The sequence below is a fragment of the Pseudomonas sp. LBUM1653 genome (assembly GCF_059716115.1).
Genome location: NZ_CP166803.1, coordinates 4,103,729 through 4,128,538, shown reverse-complemented (window position 1 = coordinate 4,128,538; position 24,810 = coordinate 4,103,729). Strand labels below are relative to the sequence as shown.

The following is a 24,810-nucleotide window of genomic DNA, read 5'->3' as shown; positions in this document are numbered from 1 at the left end:
AATAAATGAAGGGGCATGGCCTGAATGGACGATTGTCTGACCGAATTGCCATCGGACGGTTTTTTACCCGGCACTATAGCGGCAGGCGTACAGTGCGGTGCTCTGGCTGAATAACCGCTCATGCCACCTTTAAGGTCATTCGGGGCAACCACCATGCAACACATCGGACTCATTGTTTACCCCGGTTTCCAGGTACTGGGCCTGGCCATGTGCGCCGTGTTCGAACTGGCCAATAACGCTATGCATGAGCCGGTTTACAGCATTGCCTCGCTGTCCGAACACGGCGGCATGGTGCAAACCTCCGCCGGTTTTGCCGTGGAAACCACAGCGTTTGGCCAGCGTTCGTTCGATACGTTGTTAGTGATGGGCGATAACGAGATTCGCCCGGTATCAACGGGCATGGTCGAGTTTTTGCGTCACGCCAGCCGGAACACCCGGCGCCTGGGTTCGATCTGCACTGGCGCCATTGCTCTGGCCGAGGCCGGTTTGCTCGATGGCCGGCGGGCGACCACTCACTGGTGTCACGCCGCGTCGCTGCAGCGGGCGTACCCCAGGATCAAGGTCGAAGAGGACCGCATCTTCATCAACGATGGCAATCTCTGGACGGCAGCGGGCATGAGCGCTTGCGTCGATCTGGCGCTGGCGCTGGTCGAGATGGATCTGGGTGGCGAAGTCGCGCGGCGGGTAGCCCGGCAGTTGGTGGTGTATCACCGCCGGGCAGGCGGGCAGTCGCAGTTTTCGGTCATGCTGGAGTTGCAGCCCAAGACCGATCGCATCCAGGCTGCGCTGACTTACGCCAAGCAGAATCTGAAGTCCGAACTGTCGGTCGAAGCGTTGGCCAACGCCGCCAATCTCAGTCCTCGACAATTCAGCCGGGTGTTCAATGCCGAAACCGGGCAATCACCGGCCAAGGCCATCGAAAGCCTGCGGGTGGAGTCCGCGCGGTTGATGATGGAAACCGGCCGACACTCGATCGATGTGGTGGCGACCGAAACCGGGTTTGGTGACAGGGAGCGCATGCGTCGGGCCTTTATTCGTGCGTTCGGGCAACCGCCGCAAGTGATACAACGGGCCAATCGAGGGTGATGTCCTAAAAGGTGGTGTATACGACATTCAAGACTGAATATGATTGACGTAATATTTATCTCGTTGAAGCCCATTCCCCCAATGAGATCGCCGCCATGACCTTCGTCAAAGCCGCTGCCGTACAAATTAGCCCCGTGCTCTATAGCCGTGAAGGCACCGTCAATAAAGTCGTCGAGAAGATTCTCGAGCTCGGCGGGCAGGGCGTGCAGTTCGCCGTGTTTCCGGAAACCATCGTGCCGTACTACCCGTATTTCTCGTTCGTCCAGGCGCCCTTTGCAATGGGCGCCGAACATCTCAAGCTGCTGGACCAGGCCGTGACTGTGCCATCGGCGGCGACCGATGCCATTGGCGCCGCAGCCAGAGAGGCCGGCATGGTCGTATCCATTGGTGTTAACGAACGTGACGGCGGTACGTTGTACAACACACAGTTGCTGTTCGATGCCGACGGCACTCTGATCCAGAGCCGCCGCAAGATCTCCCCGACCTACCATGAACGGATGATCTGGGGCATGGGCGACGGTTCCGGCCTGCGCGCCACCGACAGCGCGGTTGGGCGCATTGGCCAACTGGCGTGCTGGGAGCATTACAACCCGCTGGCTCGCTACGCCTTGATGGCCGATGGCGAACAGATCCACGCCTCGATGTACCCCGGCTCGTTTGCCGGCCCGCTGTTCACCTCGCAGATGGAAGTCAGCATTCGCCAGCACGCATTGGAAGCGGCCTGCTTTGTGGTCAACTCCACCGCCTGGCTCAACCCGGAACAACAGGCGCAGATCATGGCCGACACCGGTTGCCCGATCGGCCCGATTTCCGGCGGTTGCTACACCGCGATCATCAGCCCGGACGGCGTGGTGCTGGGTGCGTTGACCGAGGGTGAAGGCGAGGTGATCGTCGACCTCGACATGAGCCTGATCGACAAGCGCAAGCGCATGATGGATTCCCGCGGCCATTACAGCCGTCCGGAACTGCTGAGCCTGCTGATCGATCGCACACCGCATGCCCATGTGCATGAACGCAGTGCGCATCCGCAATTGGCGGGGGTTGAGGCGGTGGAAGAAATGCTTCGATAATTCTTGACCCACTGTCTGTAGGAGCAAGCTTGCTCGCGATGGTGGTCAACGATTTCGCGGGGAACCTGGATGCCCGCGGTGTCTGGACGCTCATCGCGAGCATGCTCGCTCCTACAGTACGGCATCGTTTCAGTGTTGATTGCGGCGCCAGAAGAATCGGGCCAGCAGGGCATCGAGGCTGAACTTGCCGGGGCCCGAAAGCAGCAGCGGCACGAGGGCGGCGAGGTAGATCAGCGGCAGCTTGAAGTTGCCGAAGCCTTTGTTGCTGATGGAGTAACCCTGGGCCAGTTCGCTCAAGCTCGACCAGTCGGCAGGCCAGTGCACCGCGGCGGTCGCGATGATGGTCACCACGATCAGGCTGATTGCCGAGAACCGCGTGGCCAGGCCCGCCAGCAGGGCGAGGGCGCAGATCAGCTCAACCCACATCGACAATTCCCAGTTCAGCGTGGCCGGGAGGTGGTTGAACGGGAACAGGAAGCGGTCCTGGATGTCGGCGAACCAGTTTTCGCCATTGAATTTTTCCAGGCCTGATTCGAAGAATTCCCAGGCGAGGAACACCCGCAGGGTCAGTGGCGCGATCCAGCTGCCGGCACGGTCAAGGTTCAGGTGCAGGCCTTTCACGGCCGATGAAATAGTGGCGCTCATGGTTGATCTCCTTCAAGGCAGGGGTGTCGGGCGGCGGTGTGCCCGTTGATACCTATTTCATCAACCGGGTGTATCTGCGGTGTGTCGTTTGCGCGCGTATTTGAAGGCCTGGTGTGTCAGGGGCGGGGCTGTACACACTTTGATACGTAACCAGGACACCCTGATCCCTGTGGGAGCGAGCTTGCTCCGGGCGGCGTTCCGACGATGAGGCCCTTCCAGTCGACGTCAATGTTGACTATCAGACCGCTTTCGCGAGCAAGCTCGCTCCCACAGGGGATGTCTCTCGTGCGGGATCAGAGCGACAACCCCAGAATTCGGCTGCGCAGATGCTCCAGCGTCTCGTCATCCAGCACCGTGGTCTGCTCCAGACCTTCCCGGGCCTGATACAGATTCATCGCATCCCGGGTCTGTTTGCCGACGATGCCGTCAATCTTGCCGGGGTGCCAGCCCAGGTACGTCAGGTAGGTTTGCGCGGTGCGAATCCTCAGGTCGGGCGTACCGCCGTAGGAGAACTTTTGATACGCGGCACTGAGCCGCACGTCGTAGTTGTTGATGGCGTAGTTGGGGCCGTTGTAACGCCGGGCGAAATTCGCCCAGTCCTTGGCCCGCAGCGCGGCTACTGAACCACCCCCGATCAACGTGCCAACGGTACACAGCAGTTGTTCGTTCTCGGACAGGACCATGCGCTTGACCATCGACTCGACGTCTGCAGAACCTGTGGAGGCGAAATTGAACCCCATGGTTTGACCCAGCCCCCACGAAGTGCATTGCAGCGCCGCATTGCGGTTCAGGCCGATAGCCTGATTCAGCCGGTCGTACTGGTGATCTCCCGACGCACCATAGTTGCCAGGGCTTTTGCTGCTGATATCGGGGTGTTGTGCGTCAAACTTCTGGTGGGTCAAGCGGCTGAAGACGTGACGCTCGAAAAGGATTTTCGGACGGCGGTCGGAAAAGAATCCGTTGCCGGAGGTTTCTACTGCCAGAACAGCCCAGAGTTGTGCAGCGCTGACTTTGGCCAGGTCCAGGGCATTTTCCAGACCTTCGTCGTCAAGAGCTGCGCCATGGCTTCTGAATTCATCGCTCATGACGGCCTCCTTCGAAACAGCAAACGCGGGGGGTACGCTTTAAGCGTAGGTGCGCCAGGCCGGCACAGGCGGGTTTGCGATCATCGGCGCAGGGGCGTGGCGGATGACGCTCGGGGACTTTTGCTATACATTTTCCGCCCGCCCATTGCATGGTGTAACCGCTTCATGTCTCTTGCGCTCGAACGTCTAGTCGCTGGCACGCCGATCCCTTTCGCCGGTAATCGTGTCACTGTGGTCAGCCCCGAACTGGCGGCACGCTTTCAGCCCGGTGACCACCTGTTGGTAGAGCAGGTCAGCGGCGAACTGTTGCTGATCCCGGTGGCTGACCAGCAAGCGGCAGCCGTCGCGATCGAACATGCTGAAGCGGCGTTTACCGCGATGTCGACGGTGTCGGATAACGCCATCAGCGCCTTCTTCGATTTGTTCGCCCAACGTCTGGAGACGCCCGAGTGCTGGGCCTTGATCGAGGCCGCGAACCTGGCCGGCATCGAACGGGCCAAGGGTCGTGGCCGCTCGACCACGCGTTTGCTGGCCGATGAGCGCATGCGCCGCGACATGATTGCCGGCCTGCGCGCCTGGCGCGATGCGTCGGCCACCCGCGGCAAAGTGCTCAGTTGCGTCGAGCACGACGGCTGGAAAGTCGAGCAAGTGGTGTCGCCACTGGGCATCGTCGCGTTCGTCTTCGAGGGCCGGCCGAATGTCTTCGCCGATGCCGCCGGTGTGTTGCGCACCGGTAACACCGCGGTGCTGCGCATTGGCAGTGATGCGTTGGGCACCGCCCAGGCCATCGTCACTCACGCACTGAACCCGGCACTGAACGACGCCGGATTGCCGACCGGTGCGGTGTCGCTGGTGGAAAGCGTCAATCACGCCGCCGGTTGGGCGATGTTCGCTGACCGCCGGCTGTCACTGGCCGTGGCCCGTGGTTCGGGGCGCGCTGTCAGTCAACTGGGCAGCATCGCGCAACAGGCCGGCACCGCCGTCAGCCTGCATGGCACTGGCGGTGCCTGGTTGATCGCCGACGCTGACGCCGATGCCAAGCGCTTTGCCGCCGTGGTGCGCAACTCCCTCGACCGCAAGGTCTGCAACACCCTGAACGTCTGCCTGATCCAGCGCGATCGCGCCGCTGAACTGGTGCCGCTGTTTCTCGACGCGCTGCAACAGGCCGGCAAGGCACGCGGCCAAGGCTGCAAGTTGCACATCGTGGAAGGCAGCGAATCGTTCCTGCCGGCGGATTGGCAAACCGCCAGCGTCGAGGTCTACCGTGCCGAAGGCTACCGCACCGAAGCACTGGCCGAACCCTTGCCGGAAGATCAATTGGGTCGTGAGTGGGAATGGGAAGAAACCCCGGAAGTCAGCCTGAAGATCGTCGACGACCTGGACAGCGCCATCGTCTTGTTCAACCGCTACAGTCCGCAATTCACTGTGTCGCTGCTCAGTGAAGATGCCGCGACACAGGAACGCTTCTACAACGCGGTCAATGCGCCCTTTGTCGGCAACGGAATTACCCGTTGGGTCGATGGTCAGTACGCACTCAACAAGCCGGAACTGGGCTTGTCGAACTGGGAGAGCGGGCGCCTGTTTGCGCGCAGCGCGATTCTCTCGGGCGATGGTGTGTTTACCATTCGCAGTCGCATGACCCAGGTCGATCTGTCGGTCAAACGCTAAAAATCTTGCGCAGCGACTGCCTGGGCGGTCGCTGCGGTCAAGCTCAGGCGGCTTCGACGGCTTTGCCATATACGGCGCAAGTCGTCGGGTGCTCGGCCAGCGACACGAAAGTGCGGCTGCTGGCATCCAGCGCATCGATCGAGCCGGTCTCGATGTCGTACACCCAGCCATGCAGGTTCAACAGGCCTTTTTCCTGCGCCAGGCGCACGCTCGGATGGGTCTGGATGTTCGCCAATTGCGCGATGACGTTCTCGCGCACCATCGAGCTGACTTTCGCCGCGTCATCCGCGTGTGGCCGCGACTCGTTGATGACCTTCGCCGATTCGGCATGTTGCAGCCAACCGCTGACGGCGGGCAGGTGGTCCATGCATGTGCACTTGGCCACCGCCGTCATCGCGCCGCAGTCGGAATGGCCGCAGATCACGATATCGGTCACGCCCAGCACGGCGACTGCGTACTCCACCGTGGCCGACACACCGCCGGGATGGGGGCTGTAGGAGGGCACGATGTTGCCGGCGTTACGGATGACGAACAGCTCACCGGGTTCTTGCTGGGTCAGCAGTTCCGGCACGACGCGGCTGTCGGAACAGGTGATGAACAAGGTGCCGGGATGTTGCGTGGTGGCCAGGTGTTTGAACAGGTCGGTGCGTTGCGGAAAGACTTCCTTCTGGAACTTCAAGAAACCTTTAATGAGCGCTTGCATGTTTGCGTCCTCAGGGGTGAGCCGGGTTTGGCCCGCACGTGGGTGCGGGCCGCTATCAACTTAGAAAGGACGCAGGGGCAGGAACTTGCCATCGAGGGTAATCACGGCGCGGGAGCCGCCTTCCGGGTCTTCGACTTTCTTCAGGTCGAGCTTGAAGTTGATCGCGCTGATGATGCCGTCGCCGAATTGCTCATGAACCAGGGCTTTCAATGTGGTGCCGTAGATCTGGATCATTTCGTAGAAGCGGTAGATCGTCGGGTCAGTCGGGACACCCGAGAGGCTGCCGCGCAGCGGAATGATCTGCAGGCGAGCGACGGCGTCGGCGTCCAGGTCAAGTTTTTCGCCAATCACTTTGGCGGCACTTTCCGGCAGCGGGTGTTGGCCGAGCAGGGCAGCGGTGACGTAGGCCAGGCCAAGGCCAGTGCCTTCAGCCAGTTCCTGCCAGGACAGGTTTTTACGCGCCTTGGCATCCAGTAGTTCAGTGGTCAGGGCCAGGCTTGGATCGTTATAGGCGTGGGACTGTTGCATGGTGATTCTCCTGTCGCAGTGAGATGTGCTGGGTGTGAAGCAATCTTCTGCCGATCCATTAATAGCGTCCAAGACCGATATACAATGCGATGCATAAGTACTGCCTATAGATGGTGATTCCATGTTGCTGCGTCATCTGCGTTACTTGCTGGCCGTCGCCGACAACGGCGGCTTTACCCGCGCCGCCGAAGTACTGCACGTGTCCCAGCCGACACTGTCGCAACAGATTCGGCAGTTGGAAGAAACACTCGGCGTCAGTCTGTTTGACCGCACCTCGCGCACGGTCAAGCCCACTGACGCGGGCGAGGCCTATATTGAATGCGCCCGGCGGGTACTTGTGGAACTGGAGGCGGGCAAACGTGCGCTGCATGACGTGAAGGACTTGTCCCGTGGCACCTTGCGCCTGGCCATGACGCCCACCTTCATGGCCTATCTGGTAGGGCCGCTGGTGCGCGATTACGTGGCGCGCTACCCGAACATCCATCTGCAGATTTTCGAGTTGTCGATGGCCGACATCGAGGCGGGGCTGGCAGATGATTCGCTGGACATCGCGATTGCGTTCGATCAGGTGAGAAATGCCGAGATTGAATCGATCCCGGCGTTTACCGAAACGCTGGGATTGATGGTGGGCCGGGCTCACCCGCTGTATGAAAGCCAGACTGCGTTGAGCGCTGAAGAAGTGGCGCTACTGGAATTTGCGCTGTTGAGCCCGGACTTCATCACTCGTACCTGTATTGATGAGTACTTCGTCACAGCGCAGATCACGCCCAAGGTGGCCATCGAGGTCAATTCGGTCAATACGCTGCTGGAGGTCATTCAGCACACCGCCATTGCCACGATCCTCCCGGAGCCCATCGCCACTTCAGAACGTGCGTTGCGCAGGATTCCATTGATGGGTGAGGGACCCAAGCGCGGGGCCGCGCTGCTTCGGCGCAAGAACAATTATCACAGTGCGGCGTCGGTGGCGTTTATGGAGATGGTGCTGGGCACTGAGTTCTCTTGATCGCAGGAATACCGGGCATTAAAAAGGGCCTGCTCCTATTGGGAGTAGGCCCTTTTTATTAGCAAGTCAGCGATAACTCACTTCAATCAGTAGAACCGGTCAATCACCCGAACTTCGTTCTGGTTCTGCAGCGAGTCCCAGGCCTGTTTCAGCGTTTGCAGAACATTACCGATGAAGTTCTTGTCGGCTGCGGCTTTCTTGCCGACATAGCCCTGGCCGCGACGGTACATTTTCAGTCGGGCGAGCAGGTTCTGGTTGTTCTGGTCGAACTCCGCTTCATGGGCATGTGGCGACAGGCAGTCGATATGCACCTGGCCCGATTTGCTGATCCACAGGATATGGCTGTCGTGGCTGTCTTTTTGCGCCGCGAACATACGAGCCAGTTCTTCGATAGTAGGTTGATTGTTCAGATTCATGATAAAGCTCCCTTGACCATTTGGTGATCTTTCAAAGTTGATTCGCTAATACAAGTAGCCCATCGGTTAGTTGATCCCTGGCACCGAAACCAGGACGTCAGCAGTCGTCCGCCGAAATCGACGGGGTACCGCGTCTGTTGCATGTAGTCGTGTTGAATAACTGCTACGCAAAAGCGTCACAACGAAGAGAAGCGGCGATAACCTTTGGCCCCTGCCGACGTTTTCAGGGTCGGCCACAAGCTTCATGAGGATGGATCGCCAGCGTTTCTCGCCCTTGTACTGGACGTTCAGGCCAGGTCAGCTTCTTCAATCTGCCTTGTGGGCAGCGTGTATCCGGAAAAAACAGCTCGGCGGTCAGACGAGCTTGCTCAAGCGTGTTGCCAGTACTCCCGATCGGGGAGACGTCTGCATCATGCAAGGGCAAATCGAAGGCGTCAACGGTTTTGTAGTGAATATTTTCAGTCACTACATATTGTCGGACAAAGCTGATTTGGAATTAGAAAGGGGGGCTGTAGGAGCCAGGCTTGCCGGCGAAGGCGACCTGACAGCCGACCTGTTGTTTGTTGACGGAGTACATATCCATTGCTGCGGTAACGGCCGCCTATGGTTTCGCTTTTACAGCGAGTCACTTGGAAGCACGGAACGCCGCCCGGCCTGTAGGAGCGAGCATGCTCCGGGCGGCGTTCCGACGATGGAGGTCAACGATGACGCGGGGAGCCTGACACTCCGCGGTGCTCTCAGGTTTTTCGCGAGCATTCGAGCGTCGACCGGCTGCTCCTACAGAGCCCGCCGCGCTGGGCCATCCTTGGCCCAGCGCGGCTAAACCGGCATCCATGCCGGTTTGCCCACTGCGCAGAACCGGAACGAAGCCTCTCGAGGGGGCAAGAAAATCAAAAGCCAAAGCAAGAGCGAGGCGGCCTTATAGCCGACCTGATTGCAGGTCTGTCTGCGATCCAATTGTGGGAGCGAGCCTGCTCGCGATGAACGTCCAGACAACGCGTTCATCCAGACAGGGCGCGTTATCGTTGACGTCCATCGCGAGCAGGCTCGCTCCCACAGGGGATCACAGGTATCTGCCAAAGTCAGGTCGGCTGTCAGGCCGCCTCGCTTTGGTTTTTGATCTGGGCGCCCCGTTAAACCACGATGGCCGAACGCAGGCATTGCGCAGTGGGTAAACCGGCAGGACGCCGGTTTAGCCGCGCTGGGCCAGGGATGGCCCATCGCGGCGACCCACGGAGCAATGCCTTCGTTACGGCATGCCGAGCCTAGGCGAGGCACCGAGTGGTGGGGCAAGAGCGTTTGGTTACTTTGCGCTTTTCAAAGTGACCCGCTGTAAAAGCGGAACCCTCGGTGGCCATTACCGCAGCAATGGATATGTACTCAGACAACAATCTCCCAAAGGCTCTGACGCAGCATGGATCAACGTTGCTAGAGGCTGATGGAGGTAGTCACAGGTTGACGGACAGGCTCAGGGCGTGAGGGGGCAAGAAAATCAAAAGCTAAAGCAACATCAAAAGCCAAAGCGAGGCGGCCCGACAGCCGACCTGATTACAGGTTTGCCCGCGATCCATTGTGGGAGCGAGCCTGCTCGCGAAAAACGTCCAGACAACACGATCCTTCAGACAGGGCGCGTTATCGTTGACGTCCATCGCGAGCAGGCTCGCTCCCACAGGGGATCCAGGTACAGCCGTCAAAGTCAGGTCGGCTGTCAGGCCGCCTCGCTTTGGCTTTAGATTTGGGCGCCCCGTTAAACCACGATGGCCCATCGCGGCGACCCACGGAGCAATGCCTTCGTTACGGCATACCGAGCCACAGCGAGGCACCGAGTGGTGGGGCAAAGCCTTTTGGTTCCTTTTTGCTGGGCCGGCACTCCGGCGTTTGAAAAAGGGACTCGCCGTAAGGGCGAAACCATAAGTGGCCGTTACCGCAGCAATGGATATGTACGCCAAAAAAATCCAGCAAAAAAAAACGGTCCTCTCAGGCCGCACGCGCAGAACCTGCGCTCGGCCTCTCGAGGGGCAAGAAGATCAAAGCCAAAGTAAACGCGAGGCGGCCTGACAGCCGACCTGATTGCAGGCTGGTCCGTGATCCCCTGTAGGAGCCGGCTTGCTGCGGGCGGCGTTCCGACGATGGGGCCCGAAAGACCCACGCAATGCTCAAGGACGCAATCGCCGGCAAGCCTGGCACCTACACAGGACTTACGTTTTTTCAAAACAGTAAACGTTGCACGGCAATCCCTGGATCAACAGCTGATGAAGACTGAACCGGTTTTGCGTCGCCTCAGGTATCACAGCAGCCCAAAACAGCCGTGCCGGCTGGTTCGCTTCGACATGGAAAATCTGCCATCGACCAGGGAGGCGGTTCAACAGGGTGGAAACGACAAATTTGGCGACACCCTGGCCGCGAAAGCGCCGACTGACGAACAGGTAACCGATGTTGTAGCGGGCGTCGGGTACATGGATTTCGTCATCCACGGTCACAAATCCGGCCAACTCCCCGTCGACCTTGATCAGAAATGCCTGGGTCGCAGGTTTTCGCCAGTAGTCCGTGAGGGGCAGGAGACTGAAGAAGCCATGCTCGCCCAGTGCCAGTGGTAACCACTCGCTGAAATCGTAGGTGTAGAACTGCATCAGGTTTTCAATGGTCTGCAGCTCATCGCGCTGGGCCGCGTGCAGTTCAATCGAGATCATCTGACAGGTTCCCGTCGATTGCAGTACAGGGTCATTATGGCCGAAGCCTTTCAGTTTCGTTGGCAAGTGGCAGGCGACTACTCTCTCGATCCGGTACCGGCTGTTTCCTGCTCCAACCACTCGAGGAACTCGCAAAAGCCACTTGAACGCTTCACCCGCTTTGGATAGACCAGCGTGTAGCGTCCGCCGGTGATGATGCTGCCCGAATGCACTCGCGTCAGTTGTTGGTTGAGCAGTTCATCGCGTGCGAGCACAGCGTCGACGAGGGCGATGCCCTGACCACATTTCACCGCGACGATCGCCGATTCCAGCGTATCGAACGTCAGATGTGCGTTATCGACACCGGTTGACCCCGGGTAATACTCATCCCAGCGCCGCCAGTCCAGGCGATCCATGCTCGAGTCCACCAGTCGCGCGGTCTTGAGCAGTTCCTGCGGGGTCGTTCCGACGAGCAATGCCGGCGAGCACAGCGGTATCAGTTCCTCTTCCCACAACTCCAGGGCTTCGAAGTCGGGCCAGGTGGCTGTTCCGTACGCGATCATCGCGTCGATCGATTCAAACGCAAAGTCGGGAAAGCGGTGATACACCGTGTCGACACTGACGGTCACTTGCGGATGCAAACGATAAAACGCCGTGAGCCGAGGTATCAGCCAGCGCGCCGCCATGGTCGGATGCGCGCGCAGGCTGACACTTCGCCCAACGGTTGCAAGCATGTGCGAGGCATCCGACAGCAGGCCGATGACCTGCTCGGCGACCGGTACCAGCGATCGGCCTTCGGCGGTGAGCACGATCTTGCGCGTGTGCCGCTCGAACAGGCGGCTATCCAGACGCGCCTCCAGTTGCGCGACCTGGCGACTCACCGCGCTCTGGCTCAGGTGCAGCTGCTCACCGGCCTGACCAAAGTTGCCGGTCTTCGCAACCATGAGGAATGCCTGCAGAAGCTCGATCGATGGCAGTTGGCGGCTCATGTTTCTATGCGCTCCTCGCATGGGATTAATGCAGATACATCACTGTAATTTCGCAGGATCGGGGCACATTCTTAGCCGAAACAACGACGCTGCGCTACGCGTCTTTTTCAACCTGACGGTGCCCCTCATGAACATTGCACAAGCAGCATTGGCCAGCGTGTCGACGCCCGGGGACGAGCGCCTGCCGCGTGAAGTCGACGTGGCAATCATTGGCGGTGGGCTGATGGGGTGTGCGTGCGCCTACTACCTAAGCAAAGCGGGCGCCAAGGTTCTGGTCCTCGAAAAAAGCACGCTGGCGGGGCAGCAATCGTCACGGGCCTGGGGCTTTGTTCGCCAACAATCGCGTGACGAAGCGGAAGTGCCGCTGATGCAAGCCAGCATCGAGATCTGGCGTTCGCTGGAACGTGAACTGCAGACCGATCTGGGATGGCGCAACGACGGCTGCCTGTTTGTCGCGGGCAATGAGGCCGAACGTGACGGCTACGAATCCTGGCTGTCCGTCGCACGCAGCTTTTCGCTCGACACCGTGATGCTGTCGCCGCGTGAGGTGGCAAAGAAACTGCCGGGTTATGCCGTCCCGCAAATGGGCGGCCTGTTTACTGCCAGCGACGGTCAGGCGGAACCCACTCTGGTGGCTCGCGCCTTCGCTATGCGGGCCCGCGAGCTGGGCGCACAGATCGTCGAACACTGTGGTGCCAAAGGCATCGATGTCGCCGCGGGCCAAGTAGTGGGGGTTGAAACCGAGCGGGGCTACGTGAAGGCGAAAACCCTGGTGTGTGCCGCTGGCGTGACGTCTTTTCGCCTGTTGAAATTGCTCGGCGTCGACCTGCCACAGCAGCTGGTCAGGGGCACGGTGGCGCGCACCACGTCCGGGCCGACGCTGAGCGGCATCTCCACGATCGCCAACGGCGTGGGCTTCCGGCAACGGCTGGACGGCAGCTTCAATATCGCCGACGACGCCCATGTCGACGTCGACATGACGCTCGGCCACCTGCGCGCACTCCATTGGTATGCGCCCTCGCTGTGGGCCCATCGCAAATCCTTTCGCTTCAATCTGAACGGCGCGTGCCTCGCCGATCTGCACCAGCGCATGCCATGGTCGGAGTCGTCGCGACTAGGTACAGGGATCCACCTGCGCAATCCGCTGATCAAACCGAATGAAAAAGGCCTGGGAACGGCCATCAGCGCGCTCAAGGCGGCGTTCCCCGGACAACTGAACACGCAGATCGCCGACCGCTGGGCGGGCGCTATCGATGTCTTGCCGGACGGCATTCCCGTCATCGATGCGCAGACATCGCCGCGCGGCCTGGCCGTAGCCACCGGGTTCTGTGGCCACGGCTTTGCCATGGGCCCCATCGTGGGCAAGACCCTGGCGAACTGGATCGACGCGGGTGATCCGGGCCTGGAAATGCGCCAGCTGCGTCTGTCGCGATTCGCCGAGGGCGACGTCAAGCCGCCGTCGTCGCTGTTCTAGTCGATACCCACGCGCCTACTTTTTGGGGAGAAAACCGTGAAACGACCTCTCACGCCAGACATTTACTACGATCTCGCGTCGGTGGCAGGCAAAGCGCCGCCGATCAGCGACGAGACCGATATTCTCATCGTCGGTGCCGGCCCGGCGGGACTTGCGGCCGCCTTGACTGCCGCCGGGCATGGCCTGCGCGTCACACTGGTGGACGAAAATCCGATCCCTATCGAAACCATGGGGGAGGAGGTTCCTCTGCATTTCGGTGGCCGGATGGGCGCCGCGGTCTCCAACCGCAACAGCGTGCTGCAGAGCCTTCTCGACGCGCGCCCGCAGATCGCCGAGGCGCTCGAAGCCGGTGTTGACGTGCGGCTCGGCGCGGCGGTCTGGGGACTGTTTCCCCAGCAACGCACCACGGCGTGGATCGAGGGCCACATCGCTGGCCTGGCCGATGATGAAAACGCCTGGTTGCTGCGTTTCAAGCAGGTGATCGTCGCCGCCGGCAGGCGGGACATGGGGCTGGCCTTCGATGGTTGGCAGCGCCCCGGTGTCATGGGCGTCAGCGCGGCTTATCGACTTGCGACCCTTTACCAGGCGCTGGACTGCAAGCGCGCGGTGCTGGTCGGCAGCGACACCCAGGCCCTGGCGACGGCCCTTGCGCTGATCGGCACAGGCGTGCAAATCGTTGCAATCATTGAGCAGGCCGCACAGGTGAGCGGTGATCCAACGCTGCTCGGCCTGCTGGTCGAGCAGGGCGCTCAGGTATTGACCGGGCATGTCGTTCGCGTGGCGAGCGGGGACGCATTCGGCGTCAAGCGGATTACCGCCGTCGCAGTCAATGTCCAGGGGCGTCCCGTCAGCGGGTCTTTGACAGAGATCGAATGCGACACGGTGCTGCTTGGCGTGGCCGCCATTCCCGCGATCGAACTGCTCGAGGCAGCCGGGTGCAGCGCGTCTTTCCAAGGCGACCGTGGCGGCCACGTCCCCGACACCGACCCTTTGCTGCGCACGTCGTTGCCATTCGTCCTGGTGGCCGGCGATTGCGCCGGTGTCTGGGCCTCGAAAAGCCGCGACGACGAGATTTCCCGGCGCGAAGGCCGGATCGCCGCGCACACCGCGCTGGCCGCACTGGGTGTCGATATCGGTCAGATCGACACCGCACCGATAGCCGATGAACCTGTTTGCGACATCGCTGCCAATCGCACGGCCTGGGTCCAGGCCTCCACTCTCCATGCCCAGAACGAACCCTTCGTGTGCCTGTGCGAAGAAGTGACCGCCAGCGAAATCCTCGGGCAACAGCCACCGCGTTATCTCGACTGGACAGCCGCCGATGCGGAGTTGAACAACGACATGCAAAACGACACGCCCCACCCGGACGTGACCAAGCGTCTCACTCGGGCCTGCATGGGACCTTGCCAGGGGCGTCGTTGCCGCGAACAGGTGGCGACCTTGCTCGGCATCGGCGCCGGCCTCGGTGTCGAAGCCATTGCCCTGGCTTCGTATCGTCCGCCGGTGCGCCCGTTGTCACTGCACCAGGCAGGGCAGATCCAAGAAACGCCGCAGATGCACAGCCGATGGGATGCCTGGTTCGACATGCCGTCGCAGTGGACACCGTTCTGGCTGTGCAACGGGCAGCAGACTGTCGCCAGGCGAGCGCAAGACACCGCCCATCCCACCATCGCGCCACATAACGAGGGCTGACACCATGCAGGCAGTCAGGAAATCATCTAACCATGCGTCCGTTGTCATCGTGGGTGGCGGCGTGACGGGATTGAGCGCCGCCTGGTGGCTGGCACGCGACGGCGTCGATGTGCTGGTCCTCGAAGCGAGCCTGATCGGCTGGGGCGCCTCGGGCCGAAACGGAGGCGGGTGCTCGCATCACCACAGTCCGCTGTTTGTCGAAGAACAACGGCTGTGGCCGATGATGGATGAACTGCTCGGTTATCCGACCGAGTATCGCCCGGACCGCATCAGTATCGACCTCACTGAAAAGCAGATTGCCCTCGATCAGAAAGTCGTGGATGAAGCCGCCTGGTACGGCCTGCGCGTCGACCGCCTGGACCCGGGGCAGGTTCGCGAACTGGTGCCCTTTGCTGGCGATAACGTGCTGGCTGGCTTTTACTACCATTTCGGCGGTCATGCCAATCCGCACCGCACCCTGCAGGCCTACGCGTGGGCGCTGAAAAATCTCGGCGGTCGCATTATCGAGCACGCGCCCGTCGTCGAAATCGAACGCCAGGGCGACCGTGTGACGGGCGTGCGCACAGCTCTTGGCCTGATGAGCTGCGACCACCTGGTGATTGCCGCAGGCCCGCACACCGGTGAGTTGGCGGCCCAACTCGGCGTAGACATCCCGCTGGTCACCGCGCGCGCAGAAATGATCGTGACCGAGCCGCTCCCGCTGTTGCAGGTCGGTGGTGTGGATGGCAACGGTTTGTATGGCCGGCAAACCCTGCGTGGCAACCTGGCGTATGGCGGCGGCCCGCACGAATGGGTCGAGCTCGGCGACCTGCGCGGCACACGGGCGCAATCGACGCCGCTGCAATGTAATATCGCCAGACGACTCGCCGAACTGTTCCCCAAAGTCGCGCACAAACGGGTGATTCGCAGCTGGGCGGGGTTCATCGAAAACACGCCGGACGGTCGCCCCGTCATCGATCGTCCCGCGGCGCTGGATAACCTCACGGTCGCGACGATGTCCGGTGTCGGTTTCGGACTGTCGCCGGCAAGCGGCCATGCCATTCGCGACCTCGTCGTCGATGGGACGTGCAGTTTCGCCGACCTGTCGACCTTCTCGCTGTCACGGTTCACGACCCTGGAATCTGACTGGCAAACCCTCCAGGGCTGGCTACCGCTGCCCGCATCCACAGGGTAAAAAAGCAGCTGGAATTGCGGTACGCCATTGAACCGTTCTCTGTGCAATCATCCTCATCCATAAAGGGATCGACCATGAAACGAATGTTCTGCAAACTGGCTTTACTGGCCTCTATCGGCATGACCTTGTGCTCCTTTACAGCGTCCGCCAGCGCAGAGAAGGATACGCTGCGTTTTGGTGTTGCCGCCGAGCCTTATCCGCCGTTTCTGGTCAAGACCCCCACCGGGCAATTCACCGGTTTCGAGCCGGACCTGATTCGCGCGCTGTGCGAGCAGATGCAAGCCGAATGCGAGATCAAGGAAGTGTCATGGGACGGCATCATCCCGGCACTGCTGGCCAACAAGTTCGACGTGCTGTTCAACTCGATGGGGATCAGTCCGGAACGCCAGAAAGTCATTGCCTTCTCGCGTCCGTACTACGAGACGACGGGGGTTTTCGTCGCCTCCAAGGACACCAGTCTGACCCTGACACCCCAAGGCCTGGCCGGTAAATCCATCGGTGTGCAGGGCTCGACCACCAACGCCGATTTCATCCTGTCCGCCTACGGCAAAACGGCGAACATCCGTATCTACAACACGCAGGACGACTGCAATGCCGATCTGCTGTCTGGCCGTATCGACGTCATGTTCCTCGACAAGCTCGGCGACATCGCTTTCCTGACGTCCGAAGACGGAGCGGCGTACGAGGAGAAAGGCACCGGCAGCGTCAAAATGGACCCATTGCAATACGGTCTGGGGGTAGGGGCGGGCCTGCGCAAGAGTGACACCGCACTCAAGACCCGAATCGACCAGGCGCTCACGCAACTGCATGATTCGGGCAAGTACACGCAGATATCGCAGAAGTACTTTCCGGTCGATCTCTGGCCACAATGAACGGGTGGGGGCGGATGGCGGGAAACCCGCGCATGACCGCCCCCGCATCGACTCGCAACGCTCAAGGGGCCGATCGACCAGGCGGATGCTGGCGCGTCACACCGCCCGTTGAGCCTTAAGGTAATCTGAAGACCACTTCGGCTGATCTCTTTGTCACCTTCAGACTTCGTTAAGAAATGCCTTTGATACTTCCCCCCAATTGATCCGGGGGAGGTGTTTCCCAATGTCCGATTTCAACTGGAACGTTCAGTTGCCGCTGCACTTTGGCCAAGCCGAAACGCCGCGAATGCATTTTGCCAGAGCATTGCCGGAGGACCCGCAACGGTGCACCTTCGAAACCTTTATCCAGCAACGTTTTCGTCAGGCCCACGGTGCCGACATTCGCCATTTCATGCCGGAACTGTTCGGCATGATCGATGCGTGCGATGCGCTGTGTGCGGTGGTCGGTGTACGTCTGGCAAGCGCCGGACCGCTGTTTCTGGAGTGTTACCTGGACGAGGCAATCGATCCGCTGATCAGTGCCGCCGCCGACCAGACCGTAGACCGATCGGCCATCGTCGAGGTGGGCAACCTGGCAGCAAGCGACACCGCAAACGCTCGAATGAGCATCATCGCGATGACCTACCTGCTGGCCATGGGGGGGCTGGAATGGGTGGCTTTTACCGGCAACCTGGGGTTAGTCAACAGCTTTCATCGCCTGGGTTTGAAGCCGGTCACGCTGTGTGCCGCCGACCCTGCGCGACTCGGTGAGGACCGCCACGCCTGGGGCAGTTACTACCAAAGCAAGCCTTGGGTTCACGTTGGCAACATCCGCGCCGGTTTCATTCATTTACGCGATATCGGGTTGTTCAGCCGCCTGGGTTTGCCAACGTCCATTGAGGCTTGCTGCGATGTCGCCTGAAGTGGAACGTTTCAAACAGATCCTGCGCAACCATGCCGAGCGTAAGGCAAATGCCACTGCGTTGTGGGGCGATCAGCTGAAACTGGACTACGCCACGCTGTACGCCGAAGTGATGGATCGCCAGCAGCGTCTGCGTGACGAGCAGATCAAGGTCGTTGCACTGGCGCTGGACAACGGCGTCGACGCCATGCTCTGGTATCTGGCTGCACTGTTCGAAGGCCTGGCCTGTGTGACCTTGCCGGGCTTTTTCAGTCCGGCGCAACGCAAGCATTGCCTGGAGCAAAGCCGGGCCGAACGGGTCATCGCCGAGCCGCCACTGCACGACGAACTGCAAGCGGCTGGATATCAGCAGAACGGCGAGTTCTGGCGGCGCAGCTTCAGCGGCCCGAACCGGATGCCTGAAGGCACGGCCAAGTTGACCTTCACCTCGGGCACCACGGGTACGCCCAAGGGTGTGTGCTTGAGTGCGGACAGTATCTTGCGGGTCTCCCGCGAGCTGGATTTGGCCAGCAAACCCACCGACCCGCAACACCATCTGGCCCTGTTGCCGCTCGCCATTTTGCTGGAAAACATCGGTTGTTATGCCGCGTTGCATGCCGGCGCGACCTTGAGCCTCCCCAGCGAGAAAACCCGGGGGATTCAAGGTGCCAGCGGCGTGAATGTGCCGCAACTGCTGGGATGCCTGGCCAGCCGGTCCCCTCAGAGCCTGATCCTGGTGCCGCAGTTGCTGATGATGCTGGTCGGCGCTGCCGAACAGAAAGTCTTCGACCCACAGCATCTGCATTTTGCCGCAGTGGGCGGTGCCCGGGTTTGCGAGGATCTGCTGCGTCGGGCCCAGCGTGTGGGCCTGCCGGTCTACGAAGGTTATGGACTGTCGGAATGTGCATCAGTGGTGTGCCTCAATCGCCCACAAGCGTGCCGCCCCGGCAGTGTTGGACAGCCGTTGCCCCATGTGCAGATTCGCCTGGCGGACGACGGCGAAGTGCTGATCAAGGGTTCAACCTTGCTCGGCTATCTGGGAGAGGCGCCGCACACCGCGCCGTGGTGGCCCAGCGGCGATCTCGGCGAGTTCGACGCCGAGGGGTTTCTCTACCTCAAGGGACGCAAGAAACATCAGTTCGTCACCAGTTTCGGGCGCAACGTGAATCCCGAGTGGGTGGAGGCGGAACTGACCCAGCGCGGGCAGATCGCCCAGGCCTTCGTCTATGGCGAGGCCATGCCGCACAACCATGCGCTGCTCTGGCCACATCGCCCGGATTGCACTGACCAACAATTGGCTGTCGCCATAAGCCAGGCCAACGAGGCGTTGCCCGGGTACGCCCAGGTCGGTCACTGGACCCGTCTCGATCAACCCTTCACTGTCGCCAACGGTTTGCTCACCGCTAATGGCCGGCCGCGCCGTGACGCCATCGTCGAACGCTACCGGATGCAACTGAATGAATCTGCATTTTCCGAGGAATCCGCGTCATGAGTTTTTTTGACAGGCTGCAAGACGCCACGCAACAACAACGCATTGAGTTGTTCAACTTGCCGATCATCCGTGACGCCCTGGAGGGCAACGTCAGCCTGGACAGTTACCGCGCCTTTCTGACACAGGCCTATTACCACGTGCGCCATACCGTGCCGTTGATGATGGCCTGCGGTGCGCGCCTGCCGCTACGTCTGGAATGGCTGCGTGAAGCGGTGTGTGAGTACATCGAGGATGAATACGGCCACGAAAAGTGGGTCCTCGATGACATCCAGGCCTGCGGCGGTGACAAGGACGCTGTACGTGACGGGCGTCCGTCCTTGCCGATCGAATTGATGGTCAGCTTCCTCTACGACCTGATTGCCCGGGACAACCCGGTGGGACTGTTCGGCATGGTCAACGTGCTCGAAGGCACCAGCATCGCCCTGGCCACCCGCGCCGCCGGCAGCATTCGTGAACGCCTGGATCTGCCGCAAAGCGCCTTCAGCTACCTCAGTTCCCACGGCTCACTGGATATCGAACACATGCAGACCTACCGCCGGCTGATGAACCAGCTGGAAGACCCGGACGATCAGGCCGCGGTCATTCACGCCTCCACAGTGGTGTACCGGCTGTACACCGATATGTTTCGCGGTTTACCGCGTGACGGGGAGAACCTGCATGCGCCTGTCTGAAGCTCGCGTGGTGTTGACCGGAGCCAGCGGCGGCATCGGCCTGGCCATCGCCACCGCCCTGTGCGTCAGCGGTGCGCGGGTATTGGCCGTAGCCCGGAATCGGCAACCGCTGGCGTCGCTGCTTGAACTTTACCCGCGCAACCTGTGCTGGATCGGTGCTGACCTGACGCTGCAATCCGAGCGCCGCGAAGTGCTGGCCGAGGCCGAAAGCATCGACGGCATTAACCTGCTGATCAATGCCGCCGGGGTCAATCATTTCGCCATGCTCGAACAGCTGGACGACAGTGAGATCAACGCGATGCTGGCGGTGAACATCAGTGCGCCGATCTGCCTGACAAAACTGCTGCTGCCACTGCTCAAGCAGGCCGACAGTGCCATGGTGGTCAACGTCGGTTCGACCTATGGCTCCATTGGCTACCCCGGATACGCCAGTTATTGCGCGACCAAGTTTGCCCTGCGCGGGTTCTCCGAAGCCCTGCGCCGGGAACTGGCGGATACCCGGGTCAGTGTGCTCTACGTCGCCCCTCGAGCCACCCGCACCAGCATGAACAGCCCGGCGGCCCAGGCGCTCAACGATGCCCTCAAGGCCAATGTCGACGATCCGCGAGCCGTGGCAGCCGCCGTGATTCACGCCATTGCCGGTGACCGTCGCGACTTGTACCTGGGCTGGCCGGAGCGCTTTTTCGTACGCCTCAACAGCTTGCTGCCGCACCTGGTAGACCGTGGCTTGCGCAAGCAATTGCCGCTGATCCGCCACTTGAGCCAGAAACCCGACCAGGAGAATCTCAAACCATGAAAAAAATCATTGCTTGCCTGCTGTCTGGCGTATTGAGCCAGAGTGTGTGGGCGCTGGATGCCGCCGACCAGCAACGCCTCAACGGTATCCAGCAAAGCTGGGCGCACATTCAGTACGAGTTGCCGGAGGGACAACGCACCGCGGCCTTCGAAAAACTCGCCGCGCAAGCTTCAAGCTTCTCACAGGAACGTCAGGCCGTAGCAGAGGCATGGATCTGGGCGGGTATCGTCACCAGCAGTTGGGCCGGTGCCCAGGGCGGGCTCGGGGGGCTGAGCAAGGTCAAAGAGGCCAAGGCCGACCTGGAAAAAGCCCTGGCTTTAGATCCCAAGGCGTTGCAAGGCTCTGCCTACACCAGCCTCGGCGCGCTGTACGACCGTGTGCCGGGTTGGCCGATTGGGTTTGGCGACTCGGACAAGGCCGAACAATTGCTCAAGCTAGCCTTGCAAATGAACCCCAACGGCATCGATAGCCTGTACTTTTGGGGGGATCACCTCTACCGTCAAAAGCGTTACGTCGAGGCCAGCGCAGCCCTGCAAAAAGCCTTGTTGGCCGCGCCTCGTCCCGGCCGCGAAAGCGCCGACGCGGGGCGCCGCAAAGAGATTGAAACGCTACTAGTTGATGTGAACAAGAAACTCGGCTGACAGGAGTCCGTGTGCGCTTATTACTGATAGAGGATGACGTGGCGCTCGGCGAGGGCATTCATCAGGCCCTCAGTCGTGAAGGCTACACCGTCGACTGGTTGCAGGACGGCGGCAGCGCCTTGCACTCGCTGCTCAGTGAAATCTTCGATCTGGCGGTACTCGACCTTGGCCTGCCACGCATGGACGGTCTCCAGGTGTTGAGGCGCCTGCGTGACAGCGGCTCCACTCTGCCGGTGCTGATCCTGACCGCGCGCGATGCCACCGAAGACCGCATCGCCGGGCTGGATGCCGGAGCCGATGATTACCTGATCAAGCCTTTCGACCTGGCGGAGTTGAAAGCCCGCATACGCGCGCTGCTTCGGCGTAGCGCTGGCCGCGCGCAATCGCTGATCGAGCACGCCGGTATCAGCCTGAACCCAGGCACCCAGCAAGTCAGTTACAAGGGCGAGCCAGTAGCCCTGACACCCAAGGAATACCAGTTGCTGCATGAACTACTGTCGCCACCCGGCCGGGTGATGACTCGCGATCATCTGATGCAGTTGCTCTATGGCTGGAACGAGGAAGCCGAAAGCAACACACTGGAAGTGCACATCCATCACCTGCGCAAAAAGTTTTCTACCGACCTGATCCGCACCATCCGCGGGATCGGGTATCTGGTGGAGGAGCGCCGATGACCTCGATCAGGCGTCGCACCCTGACCTTGATTATTGGCCTGATGCTCGCCGGCCTGACGGTGATCAGCGTACTCAACCTGTACGACAGCAACCACGAAATTGCCGAAGTCTACGATGCCCAACTAGCCCAGAACGCCCGCCTTTTACAAGGCGTCATGCGCATGCCCATGGCGAGCAAGGAACATGCCGATCTGTATCGGGCCTTCAATCAGGCCTTGAGCGAGGCGGCGCCCAGAGTCGACGGCCATCCTTATGAAACGAAGATTGCCTTTCAGGTCTGGAACTTCAAGGGAGAGATGCTGGTGCACACGGTGAGCTCACCGTCCTTCAGTGCACCACCGGCTACGCCAGGCTTCAGTGATGTAGTCGATCTGAACAACCGGCACTGGCGCGCCTTCCTGCTCGAAGACAAACAAAACAACTAGCGCATCTGGGTGGGCGAACGCGACGACGTCCGATCGGACCTGGTAGACCGGATCGTACGCCACACTTTGTGGCCCAATATCCTGGGAAGTCTGATGCTGGCGGCAATGATCTGGCTGGCCATCGGCTGGGGATTGAAACCCCTGGTCAATATGGCGGCAACACTGCGGGCGAGGCCTCCCGGTTCACTCGACCCTTTGCAATTGACGCCGCTCCCTACTGAGCTTGAACCGATGCAGGCAGCGCTCAACCGAATGCTTGCGCAAATTCAGGAAGTCATGGGTCGCGAGCGACGCTTCATCGCTGACGCTGCCCACGAAATGCGCACACCACTGGCCGTGCTCAGGGTGCATGCCGAAAACCTGATGGAAGCAGGGAGTGAAGAGGAGCGGCGCGCATCGCTTGAACACCTGATTGCCGGCGTCGACCGTACCAGCCGACTGGTCAACCAATTACTCACGATGGCGCGTATCGAGCCTGAAACAGGCACTCAACCGCCTGCACCCATCGATCTGGCCGCCACCGTTCGCGACAGCCTGATTCAGCTGACGCCCTGGCTGTTGAGCAAGGATCTTGAACTGGTGTTCGACGTCAGTGACGACCTCGGCCTCGTGAGAGTCGACCCCGCTGCGATTGATATTGCCTTGAACAACCTGGTCACCAATGCTGCAAACTTCTCCCCACGGCATGGACTCATCAGGGTAACGCTGGCCGCCAAGGAAAATGGCTACGAACTGTCAGTCGAAGATGAGGGACCGGGTATCAATGAGGACGATCGCGATCGGCTTTTCGAGCGTTTCTACAGCCGCGGAAATGGCCAGGGTGCTGGGCTGGGACTGACCATCGTCCAGGCCATTGCAGATCGCCTTGGTGGGCAGATCAAACTGGAGAATCGCAGCCCGGCAGGGTTGCGCGCCACGTTGGAAATTTGCCGCGCGTGACGCTGGCATTGCCTTCAGATGGAGCGCTGATTGACCCGGGCCATGAGCTGTTCGGCGCTCTCTTTGCGTTCAGAATAGCGATCCACCAGGAACGCTTGACGGTCGCGCAGCAGCACAGTGAACTTCACCAGTTCTTCCATCACGTCGACGACCCGGTCGTAGTACGCCGACGGCTTCATCCGACCCGCCTCATCGAACTCCATGTAGGCCTTCGGCACCGAGGACTGATTAGGGATGGTGAACATGCGCATCCAGCGTCCCAGAACACGAAGCTGATTGACCACGTTGAACGACTGCGAGCCGCCACACACTTGCATCACCGCCAGCGTCTTGCCCTGGGTGGGGCGAACGGCGCCGAGTTCCAGGGGAACCCAGTCGATCTGCGCCTTGAACACTGCCGACATCGCGCCATGCCGTTCCGGCGAACACCAGACCTGACCTTCCGACCACTGCATCAGGTCGCGCAGTTCCTGAACCTTGGGGTGGGCGACGGGAGCATCGTCGGGCAGCGGCAAACCGGACGGATTGAAGATGCGCGTTTGTGCACCGAAGTGCTCCAGCAGGCGCGCGGCTTCTTCGACCAGCAGACGGCTGAACGAGCGCTCTCGGGTCGAGCCGTACAGCAGCAGGATGCGTGGCTTGTGCCCGGTGGGCTGGTTCGGTAGCTGCGTGCCATCGAACAGCGTGAGATCAAGGTTGGGAAGGTGGTCTGACATATGTCCTCCTGCTCAGAGAGAGCCGATTCGATCCAGCTCGCGTTTGAGTTCATCGCGGCTGAGTGTGTTGAAGGGCAGGGCGAGGAAGGCCTTGCAGCGTTGCTCGATGTGCGCCAGGGTGGCGCGGAAGGCGGCGTCAACGACCGATTCATCACCGACGATGTCGGATGGATCCTCCAGGCCCCAATGGGATTTCACGGCCGGGCCGAAGTACACCGGGCAGGATTCGCCCGCCGCCTTGTCACACACGGTGATGACGATATCCGGCGGGTTGTCCTCGAAGGCGTCATTGCCCTTGCTGCTCAACCCGTCGATGCAAATGCCGGCCTGCTGCAGGGTGACGAGACTGCGTGGCAGCACCTGGCCCTTGGGGAAACTTCCGGAACTCACCGCTTCGAAACCGTCAGGTGCCAAGTGATTGAACATGGCTTCTGAAAGGATGCTGCGGCAGCTGTTGGCCGTGCACATGAACAGGACTCGCATGGATTTGCTCCTGCCGCTC

The 24,810-nt window shown here is 60.7% G+C and carries 23 protein-coding genes and 1 pseudogene; 15 read left to right on the top strand and 9 right to left on the bottom strand.

The annotated features are described in order from the left end of the window. Positions 1–153: 153 nt before the first annotated feature. A complete protein-coding gene (locus ACA054_RS18370; RefSeq protein ID WP_497685519.1) occupies positions 154–1,086 on the top strand; it encodes a GlxA family transcriptional regulator in 933 nt (310 codons plus the stop codon). Between the two features lie 95 nt (positions 1,087–1,181). Beyond that, entirely contained in the window at positions 1,182–2,156 is a 975-nt protein-coding gene (locus ACA054_RS18365; RefSeq protein WP_497685518.1) for a nitrilase-related carbon-nitrogen hydrolase, read from the top strand. A 129-nt stretch (positions 2,157–2,285) separates the two neighbouring features. On the opposite strand, the gene ACA054_RS18360 is transcribed toward ACA054_RS18365, so the two are convergent. After that, positions 2,286–2,801: an HvfX family Cu-binding RiPP maturation protein gene (locus ACA054_RS18360; protein WP_497685517.1), complete on the bottom strand. Its 516-nt coding sequence runs from the start codon at positions 2,799–2,801 to the stop codon at positions 2,286–2,288. A gap of 293 nt (positions 2,802–3,094) precedes the next feature. Then, a complete protein-coding gene (locus ACA054_RS18355; protein WP_497685516.1) occupies positions 3,095–3,886 on the bottom strand; it encodes an N-acetylmuramidase domain-containing protein in 792 nt (263 codons plus the stop codon). 165 nt (positions 3,887–4,051) lie between these two features. Here ACA054_RS18355 and ACA054_RS18350 point away from each other — a divergent pair, with 165 nt between their 5' ends. Then, positions 4,052–5,554, top strand: a complete 1,503-nt coding sequence (locus ACA054_RS18350) for an aldehyde dehydrogenase family protein (RefSeq protein WP_497685515.1) — start codon at positions 4,052–4,054, stop codon at positions 5,552–5,554. A 43-nt stretch (positions 5,555–5,597) separates the two neighbouring features. On the opposite strand, the gene ACA054_RS18345 is transcribed toward ACA054_RS18350, so the two are convergent. Continuing rightward, positions 5,598–6,257 carry a carbonic anhydrase gene (locus ACA054_RS18345; RefSeq protein ID WP_497685514.1) on the bottom strand — a complete coding sequence of 220 codons (660 nt, stop codon included), beginning with the start codon at positions 6,255–6,257 and terminating at the stop codon, positions 5,598–5,600. 60 nt (positions 6,258–6,317) lie between these two features. Further along, positions 6,318–6,785: a cyanase gene (gene cynS / locus ACA054_RS18340; protein ID WP_497685513.1), complete on the bottom strand. Its 468-nt coding sequence runs from the start codon at positions 6,783–6,785 to the stop codon at positions 6,318–6,320. Between the two features lie 121 nt (positions 6,786–6,906). On the opposite strand from cynS, the gene cynR reads away from it, so the two are divergent. Beyond that, positions 6,907–7,788 (top strand): transcriptional regulator CynR, encoded by an 882-nt coding sequence (gene cynR, locus ACA054_RS18335; protein WP_497685512.1) that lies wholly within the window; start codon positions 6,907–6,909, stop codon positions 7,786–7,788. A gap of 86 nt (positions 7,789–7,874) precedes the next feature. On the opposite strand, the gene ACA054_RS18330 is transcribed toward cynR, so the two are convergent. The 3 genes from ACA054_RS18330 to ACA054_RS18320 form a co-directional block, all read right to left on the bottom strand. Beyond that, positions 7,875–8,204, bottom strand: coding sequence for a hypothetical protein (locus tag ACA054_RS18330; protein ID WP_497685511.1), 330 nt, complete (start codon positions 8,202–8,204; stop codon positions 7,875–7,877). Positions 8,205–10,402: 2,198 nt separating this feature from the next. After that, entirely contained in the window at positions 10,403–10,894 is a 492-nt protein-coding gene (locus ACA054_RS18325) for a GNAT family N-acetyltransferase (RefSeq protein WP_497685510.1), read from the bottom strand. 77 nt (positions 10,895–10,971) lie between these two features. Further along, the gene (locus tag ACA054_RS18320) at positions 10,972–11,862 is read right to left on the bottom strand and encodes a LysR substrate-binding domain-containing protein (protein WP_497685509.1); all 891 of its coding nucleotides are present in this window, start codon (positions 11,860–11,862) and stop codon (positions 10,972–10,974) included. A 127-nt stretch (positions 11,863–11,989) separates the two neighbouring features. Here ACA054_RS18320 and ACA054_RS18315 point away from each other — a divergent pair, with 127 nt between their 5' ends. The 11 genes and pseudogenes from ACA054_RS18315 to ACA054_RS18265 all read left to right on the top strand — a co-directional run bounded on the left by ACA054_RS18315 (position 11,990) and on the right by ACA054_RS18265 (position 23,592). Further along, positions 11,990–13,336 (top strand): NAD(P)/FAD-dependent oxidoreductase, encoded by a 1,347-nt coding sequence (locus tag ACA054_RS18315; RefSeq protein ID WP_497685508.1) that lies wholly within the window; start codon positions 11,990–11,992, stop codon positions 13,334–13,336. A gap of 36 nt (positions 13,337–13,372) precedes the next feature. Beyond that, the gene (locus tag ACA054_RS18310) at positions 13,373–15,028 is read left to right on the top strand and encodes an FAD-dependent oxidoreductase (protein ID WP_497685507.1); all 1,656 of its coding nucleotides are present in this window, start codon (positions 13,373–13,375) and stop codon (positions 15,026–15,028) included. Next, entirely contained in the window at positions 14,967–16,202 is a 1,236-nt protein-coding gene (locus tag ACA054_RS18305) for an NAD(P)/FAD-dependent oxidoreductase (protein ID WP_497690332.1), read from the top strand. Before ACA054_RS18310 ends, ACA054_RS18305 begins: the two co-directional genes overlap by 62 nt. Before the next feature lie 74 nt (positions 16,203–16,276). Continuing rightward, the gene (locus ACA054_RS18300) at positions 16,277–17,074 is read left to right on the top strand and encodes a transporter substrate-binding domain-containing protein (protein ID WP_497685506.1); all 798 of its coding nucleotides are present in this window, start codon (positions 16,277–16,279) and stop codon (positions 17,072–17,074) included. 223 nt (positions 17,075–17,297) lie between these two features. Further along, complete coding sequence (locus ACA054_RS18295; protein WP_497685505.1) at positions 17,298–17,975, top strand: thermostable hemolysin; 678 nt, start codon at positions 17,298–17,300, stop codon at positions 17,973–17,975. Then, entirely contained in the window at positions 17,965–19,446 is a 1,482-nt protein-coding gene (locus ACA054_RS18290; RefSeq protein ID WP_497685504.1) for an AMP-binding protein, read from the top strand. Before ACA054_RS18295 ends, ACA054_RS18290 begins: the two co-directional genes overlap by 11 nt. Then, positions 19,443–20,117 carry an iron-containing redox enzyme family protein gene (locus ACA054_RS18285; protein WP_497685503.1) on the top strand — a complete coding sequence of 225 codons (675 nt, stop codon included), beginning with the start codon at positions 19,443–19,445 and terminating at the stop codon, positions 20,115–20,117. The genes ACA054_RS18290 and ACA054_RS18285 overlap by 4 nt, the downstream gene beginning before the upstream one ends. Further along, positions 20,104–20,913, top strand: coding sequence for an SDR family oxidoreductase (locus ACA054_RS18280; RefSeq protein ID WP_497685502.1), 810 nt, complete (start codon positions 20,104–20,106; stop codon positions 20,911–20,913). Before ACA054_RS18285 ends, ACA054_RS18280 begins: the two co-directional genes overlap by 14 nt. Further along, positions 20,910–21,554: a tetratricopeptide repeat protein gene (locus ACA054_RS18275; protein ID WP_497685501.1), complete on the top strand. Its 645-nt coding sequence runs from the start codon at positions 20,910–20,912 to the stop codon at positions 21,552–21,554. The genes ACA054_RS18280 and ACA054_RS18275 overlap by 4 nt, the downstream gene beginning before the upstream one ends. A gap of 11 nt (positions 21,555–21,565) precedes the next feature. Beyond that, positions 21,566–22,228, top strand: coding sequence for a response regulator (locus ACA054_RS18270; protein ID WP_497685500.1), 663 nt, complete (start codon positions 21,566–21,568; stop codon positions 22,226–22,228). Continuing rightward, positions 22,225–23,592: pseudogene (locus tag ACA054_RS18265) on the top strand (ATP-binding protein). The gene ACA054_RS18270 and the pseudogene ACA054_RS18265 overlap by 4 nt, the downstream one beginning before the upstream one ends. A gap of 14 nt (positions 23,593–23,606) precedes the next feature. Here the strand turns inward: ACA054_RS18265 and arsH are convergent. Further along, a complete protein-coding gene (arsH, locus tag ACA054_RS18260; protein ID WP_497685499.1) occupies positions 23,607–24,308 on the bottom strand; it encodes an arsenical resistance protein ArsH in 702 nt (233 codons plus the stop codon). 12 nt (positions 24,309–24,320) lie between these two features. Then, the gene (locus tag ACA054_RS18255; RefSeq protein ID WP_497685498.1) at positions 24,321–24,791 is read right to left on the bottom strand and encodes an arsenate reductase ArsC; all 471 of its coding nucleotides are present in this window, start codon (positions 24,789–24,791) and stop codon (positions 24,321–24,323) included. Between the last annotated feature and the right edge of the window lie 19 nt (positions 24,792–24,810).